Source organism: Catenulispora pinistramenti, assembly GCF_018274385.1.
GTDB lineage: Bacteria > Actinomycetota > Actinomycetes > Streptomycetales > Catenulisporaceae > Catenulispora > Catenulispora pinistramenti.
Map to the genome: position 1 here is coordinate 63,075 of NZ_JAAFYZ010000030.1, position 6,335 is coordinate 69,409.

The following is a 6,335-nucleotide window of genomic DNA, read 5'->3' on the forward strand; positions in this document are numbered from 1 at the left end:
GAGCACCCTGTGTGGCGAGTCACTATAGGAGAGACGCACTAATCACGACACCACAGTGTCGTCACGATGGCGCCGGGTAAGGCGACACCGTGGCAAGCCAGCTGGCCGCATCGAGCCACAGCACGTAGAGCGGCACAAAGAAACAGAGGGAGTACACATGTCCGACTTCGTACCGGGCCTCGAGGGCGTCATCGCCTTCGAGTCCGAAATCGCCGAACCGGATAAGGAAGGCGGCGCTCTCCGGTACCGCGGAGTCGACATCGAAGACCTCGTCGGGCGCGTGACGTTCGGCAACGTGTGGGGCCTTCTGGTGGACGGCAAGTTCAACCCGGGTCTGCCTCCGGCCGAGCCGTACCCGGTGCCGGTGCATTCCGGCGACGTTCGCGTCGACGTGCAGTCCGCGCTCGCCATGCTGGCCCCGGTCTGGGGTCTGCAGCCGCTGCTGGACACCTCGGAGGAGAAAGCCCGCGAAGACCTCGCGCGCGCCGCCGTCATGGCGCTGTCCTTCGTGGCCCAGTCCGCCCGCTCGATCGAGCACCCGGGCCAGGCCATGGTGCCGCAGAGCGAAGTCGACAAGGCCGAGACGATCGTCGAGCGCTTCATGATCCGCTGGCGCGGTGAGCCGGACCCCAAGCACGTCCAGGCCATCGACGCTTACTGGACCTCGGCGGCCGAGCACGGCATGAACGCCTCGACCTTCACCGCCCGTGTCATCGCCTCCACCGGGGCCGACGCGGCGGCGGCGCTGTCCGGCGCGGTCGGCGCGATGTCCGGCCCGCTGCACGGCGGCGCCCCGGCGCGCGTGCTGCACATGGTCGAGGCGGTCGAGGAGATCGGCGACGCCCGCAAGTACGTCAAGAGCGTCCTGGACAAGGGCGACCGTCTGATGGGCTTCGGCCACCGCGTGTACCGCGCCCAGGACCCGCGCGCCCGCGTCCTGCGCCGCACCGCCAAGGAGCTGGACGCGCCCCGCTACGAGGTCGCCCTGGCCCTGGAGGAGGCCGCGCTGGCCGAGCTGCACGAGCGCCGCCCGGACCGGGTGCTGGAGACCAACGTCGAGTTCTGGGCCGCCGTGGTCCTGGACTTCGCCCAGGTGCCGGCGAACATGTTCACCTCGCTGTTCACCTGCGCCCGCACCGCCGGGTGGAGCGCGCACATCCTGGAGCAGAAGAAGACCGGCCGTCTGATCCGGCCGTCCTCCCGCTACATCGGCCCCGGCCCGCGCAAGCCGGAGACCGTCGAGGGCTTCGAGACGATGGTGCCGCCGAGCGGCTTCCACACGTACAAGGGCTGATCCGCCTCGTACAAAGAGTGACCCGCCTCGGTCGGCTCTGAATCCGACCCCGCAGGTCACGCTTCGCAAAGAAAGGGTTCCCCCGTTCGGGGGAGCCCTTTTCGCCTGTCCAGGCGATGCCGCCGGGTAGGCCCCGGCGGACCGCTCAGAGCTCGTTCACCGAACTCCAGTCGTCGTCCCCGTGTCCGGCCTCGACCGCCGCGCCGAACACGCCCCGCACGCTGTCCAGGATCGGGTGCGGCAGATCGCCGGCCAGCCGCGCGGCGTAGGTGAGGTCCTTGTGGGCCAGGCGCGCGGCGAAGTTGATCGAATCCGGCGCCTGCTGGTGGCTGGCCCAGGCCAGCTGGGTGACCGCCCCGCCGGGACGGTCGGCGAACGCCGCGCCGACCGCTTCGGGGTCCAGGCCCGCCGCGACGGCCAGCCGCAGGGCCTCGCCGAAGGCCGCCATGTGGGTCGCCTGCAGGCTGTTGAGGACCAGCTTGAAACGGGTCCCGGAGCCGACGGGGCCGAAGTACCGGACCTCGCGGGAGAACGCCTGCAGGACCGGCTCCAGCTTCGCCAGCCCGGCCTGGTCGCCGCCGACGAGCAGCACCATGGTCCCGGCCCGGGCCGCGGCGGCACCGCCGGTGAGCGGCATGTCATAGAAGGGCAGACCGCGCTCCGCGACGGCGCCGACCAGTTCCGAGACCCAGTCCACCGACAGCGTGGCCGAGGTGACCAGGACCGTGTCGTCCCGGACCCCGGCCAGGATGCCCTCGGGGCCGAGCCACACCCGGCGGGAGGACTCGTCGTCGGCGGTCACCTCGAAGACCACCTCGGCGCGGGCGGCGGCCGCCGCCGGCGTGTCCGCGACCTCGGCTCCGGCCGCGCGCAGGTCCGCGACCTTCTCCGGCGTGCGGTTCCAGAGGATCACGCGGTGTCCGTGCTTGAGCAGGTTCTCGGCCATCCCCCGGCCCATGATGCCCACACCCACGATCGCGACGTCCGCCATGACGGTGCCCCTTCCAGTACGACGCTTTGCTGTGCAGTCCTTTGCTGTACGGTCCAACGCGATCCCGTCCGGAAAAAATGCCGCCGGCCGTACAGACCCCCAAGCGCGCATCGAGTACTACCGGCGCCGGAGTCCCGATGCGTGCAACCGATCCACGATGGCGTGACTCATGTGTCCTGACCAACGGTCGTGGGAGGGGAACGCATGGGTGACCAGACTCGCGTCGACGAGTTCACCGAGTACGCGACGGCGCGGCAGAACCACTTGCTGCGCACCGCGTATCTCTTGTGCGGCGATTGGCACGGCGCACAGGACCTGACGCAAACCGCGCTGCTCAACCTGTGCAAAGCGTGGAACCGCGCCAGCCGCGCGGACTCCGTCGACGCCTATGCGCACAAGACGCTCATCAACGCGTACATCCGCGGCCAGCGCAAGCTGCGGCGCGAACGTGAGTTGCGGGTGGAGGCGCTGTCCGGCACCGAACGCCTGAATTCGGCGACCCACGACCCCGACCGGCCGGAGACGCGGCTGGCCCTGCTGTCCGCACTCGACCGACTCCCGGCCCGGGCCCGGGCCGTGGTGGTGCTGCGGTTCTGGGAGGACCTGAGCGTGGAGGCGACGGCCGCCGCGCTCGACTGCTCGACCGGCAACGTGAAGAGCCAGTCCTCGCGAGCTCTGGCCAAGCTCCGAGTGCTGCTCGGCGAGGAATTCTCCGCTTACGGACCGCGCTCCGGCGCGGAAGGGACAGCTCTGAAATGAGTACTGAGGGATACCACGACGACGGCCACGACACCCCCGGCGGGACAGGCGGTCTGGGCGGTCTCGGCGGCGGCCGGGTCCACGGCCTGCTCGCCACCGCCTTCGACGACGACATGCCGGTGCTGAACCTGGTGCCGGACGCGGTGGACGGTTACCGGAGGCACCGGCGGCGGGCCCGGGTCCTGGGAGGCATCGGGGGCGCGCTGGCGCTGGCCGGTGTCGCCGCGGCGGGAACAGTGTTGGGGGCCGGGGGCGGACACCAGACGCAGCACGTGGATGCGGGGTCCGGAACGAGCGCCGTACCGTCGAAGATCGTCGCGAAATGCACCGGCACCTACAACCTCCTCGACCACGTGCCAGGTCAGTTCAGCGCGAATCAACACGGGCTGACCGCCGTGTGCGAGCAGGATCTCACCACGCTGCGGAAGCTGACCGGCGACAGCGGCCTCGGCCCCCTCACGGAGTCCTACCCCGCCTCGGTCGCCGCCTCTGAGCCGACTGCCGAGATGACGCCACAGATCGGTGGCCCGGATGCCCAGATCCGGCCCGGCACCTATCTCGGCCAGCGCGCCGGCAGCGCCTATCACGTGATGATCGAGGTCGAAGGCAAGACCGTCTCGTTGGGCGAGGACTGCACCAGCACATCGTGCCCGCCGAATCTCAAGCTGGCCGACGGCCGTCCGGCGACCAAGCTGAGCGGAGCGCTGCGGGACTCGTACGTCGTGGTCCACTACGACGCCACTCACAGCGTCGTGATCCGGGCCGGGCTCGAGGACCGGAACAGCGACGGACCGCTGCCGTTCGACTTCGACAAGCTGATCGCCAGCCCCGCCTTCGCCAAGTTGGTCGCCTTCGACGTCCGGACCCTGGACCAGCCCGCGCACCCCGCCTGAGCCAGACCGTCCGCACCGCGCCAGCCCCCGCCGGCCGTTTCCAGCCCTGGCGGGGGCTGGCGTGTCTCGTTTCACGGGACGCACCCCGGATCTTGGACACAACCCCGTTACGATACGAACAGGCCTTGGCCAACGACGCCCTGGGCCACCCGACTTCTCCCCTGTAACGACAACGCTCGGAGAACCGCGTGGCTGACATCACCATCCCCCAGAACCTCCTGCCCGCCGACGGCCGGTTCGGCTGCGGCCCGTCCAAGGTGCGCCCCGAAGCGGTCGCCAAGCTCGCCACCGAGGGCGCGAAGATCCTCGGCACCTCGCACCGCCAGGCCCCGGTGAAGAACCTGGTCGGCCGGGTGCGCGCGGGCGTGAGCGAGCTGTTCTCGCTGCCCGAGGGCTACGAGGTGGTGCTCGGCAACGGCGGGACCACCGCGTTCTGGGACATCGCCGCGTTCGGCCTGGTGCGGGCCAAGACCCAGCACCTGAGCTTCGGCGAGTTCTCCTCCAAGTTCGCCGGGTCGGTGAAGGCCGCGCCGTGGCTGCAGGAGCCCTCGATCGTGAAGTCCGAGCCCGGGACCCACCCGACGGCGACCGCGGAGGCCGGGGTCGACGTCTACGCGCTGACCCACAACGAGACCTCGACCGGCGTGGCGATGCCCATCGCGCGTCCGGCCGGGGTCGACGAGGGCGCGCTGGTGCTGGTCGACGCGACGTCCGGGGCCGGCGGCCTGCCGGTGGACATCGCCGAGACCGACGTCTACTACTTCGCCCCGCAGAAGTGCTTCGCCTCCGACGGCGGCCTGTGGATCGCGGTCTTCTCCCCCGCTGCTCTTGAGCGGGCTGCGGAGATCGCCGCCTCGGACCGGTACATCCCGCCGTTCTTCAGCCTGCCGACCGCGATCGACAACTCGGCGAAGAACCAGACGTACAACACCCCGTCGGTGGCCACGCTGTTCCTGATGGCCGAGCAGCTGGACTGGCTGAACGGCAACGGCGGCCTGGACTGGGCCACCGCGCGGACCGCCGACAGCTCCTCGCGGCTGTACGCCTGGGCCGAGCGGACCGAGTACACCACGCCGTTCGTCGCCGACCCGGCGCAACGCTCGCAGGTGGTCGGCACCGTCGACCTGGCCGAGGGGATCAGCGCGGACAAGGTGTCGGCGGCGCTGCGGGAGAACGGGATCGTCGACACCGACGCCTACCGCAAGCTCGGCCGGAACCAGCTGCGGATCGCGATGTTCCCGGCGGTGGAGCCGGAGGACGTCGACAAGCTGACCGCGAGCATCGACTACGTGGTCGAGCGCCTGGCGTAAGCGCGCCTCGCGCGTCAGCGCAGCACGGACGCGCGCCTCAGCGCAGCACGGAGGCGATCACCACGACAGCGAGGATCGCCACCAGCACGAAAGTGACGACCCTGGAGCGGGTACGAGTGTTCACCGCTCCAGGGTAATGCGATCGGCTCAGCGTCCCGTCAGTGCCCAGTGCGCGACGCGTTCGTAACGCTTGTAGGGCCCGCCGTTGGCCCCGTTGACGGTGTGGGCGGCAGTGGCGGCAGTGGCGGCGTTGGGGGTGTTGGCCCCGTTGGCGGCGTGCGGGGCCTCGCCGACCTCGGCCACCGTGAACAGCTCGACTTCCCCGGCCAGCCAGCCCGGCGACCGGAAGGGGCGCGCCCGGTCCACGATCGGCGTCAGGTCCAGCGGCCCGGTCTGGTCGTCCTGGGTCGCGCCGCGGGGCACGCCGTTCACCCGGGCGAGGGTCAGATGCGGACGGTAGGGGCGGTCCTCGACCCGGATGTGGCAGCGGCGGGCGGCGGCTCCGGCGGCTTCGGCGAGCCGGCCCAGCCGGTCACACTCGCCCTGCACGCCGAACCACAGCGCGCGCGGCCCGAACCGTCCGGCGCCGGCCAGCGACAGCTCCATCGGCGTGGTGCGCGCCGCCACCCGGCCCAGCCGTTCGACCAGGTCGGCGGCCTTCTCCTCGGACACCTCGCCGTAGAAGGCGACCGTGATGTGCCACGTCTCCGGCCGGGTCCAGCGCAGCAGCGCGTTGACCCCGGGGTCGTTGCCCCGCTTCAGCGCGTCGACCGCGGCCCGCACCTCCAGCAGGACCGCACGGGGTGGCGTGATCGCCACGAACAAGCGCATGCGTCTCCTTGAGGTTCCCCCAGCACGCCTGCACCGCACACGGACGCCCGCACCGCTCAGCGCGCTTCACACCTTGTGAGAGCACCCACAATACGGCGTGTGACCGGCGAGTTGTCGATACGAGACCGGAGGATTTTCTGCGCCATGTCGCGCCGCGCCGCGCCGGTGACGCACAGGTCACCCACAGTCGGCGAAGGACTGGCGTGGAGCGACGCGGGCGGGCGACGCGGGCGGGCGACGCGGGCCGAGGCGGATCT

6 protein-coding genes are annotated in these 6,335 nt (G+C 70.9%); 4 read left to right on the forward strand and 2 right to left on the reverse strand.

All coding sequences use genetic code 11. From position 1 onward, the window contains the following. The first annotated feature begins 157 nt into the window (after positions 1 to 157). Positions 158 to 1,294: a citrate synthase 2 gene (locus KGQ19_RS11910; RefSeq protein ID WP_194898081.1), complete on the forward strand. Its 1,137-nt coding sequence runs from the start codon at positions 158 to 160 to the stop codon at positions 1,292 to 1,294. A 145-nt stretch (positions 1,295 to 1,439) separates the two neighbouring features. On the opposite strand, the gene KGQ19_RS11915 is transcribed toward KGQ19_RS11910, so the two are convergent. Beyond that, on the reverse strand, positions 1,440 to 2,285 hold the full coding sequence (locus KGQ19_RS11915) for an NAD(P)-dependent oxidoreductase (protein ID WP_212009158.1): 846 nt from the start codon (positions 2,283 to 2,285) through the stop codon (positions 1,440 to 1,442). A gap of 204 nt (positions 2,286 to 2,489) precedes the next feature. Here KGQ19_RS11915 and KGQ19_RS11920 point away from each other — a divergent pair, with 204 nt between their 5' ends. The 3 genes from KGQ19_RS11920 (at position 2,490) to serC (ending at position 5,247) form a co-directional block, all read left to right on the forward strand. Further along, complete coding sequence (locus tag KGQ19_RS11920) at positions 2,490 to 3,044, forward strand: SigE family RNA polymerase sigma factor (RefSeq protein ID WP_212009159.1); 555 nt, start codon at positions 2,490 to 2,492, stop codon at positions 3,042 to 3,044. Continuing rightward, complete coding sequence (locus KGQ19_RS11925) at positions 3,041 to 3,937, forward strand: hypothetical protein (protein ID WP_212009160.1); 897 nt, start codon at positions 3,041 to 3,043, stop codon at positions 3,935 to 3,937. The genes KGQ19_RS11920 and KGQ19_RS11925 overlap by 4 nt, the downstream gene beginning before the upstream one ends. 188 nt (positions 3,938 to 4,125) lie before the next feature. Then, complete coding sequence (gene serC / locus KGQ19_RS11930) at positions 4,126 to 5,247, forward strand: phosphoserine transaminase (RefSeq protein WP_212009161.1); 1,122 nt, start codon at positions 4,126 to 4,128, stop codon at positions 5,245 to 5,247. A gap of 147 nt (positions 5,248 to 5,394) precedes the next feature. Here serC and thpR read toward each other — a convergent pair whose 3' ends face one another. After that, positions 5,395 to 6,078: an RNA 2',3'-cyclic phosphodiesterase gene (gene thpR / locus KGQ19_RS11935; protein ID WP_212009162.1), complete on the reverse strand. Its 684-nt coding sequence runs from the start codon at positions 6,076 to 6,078 to the stop codon at positions 5,395 to 5,397. Positions 6,079 to 6,335: the final 257 nt, after the last annotated feature.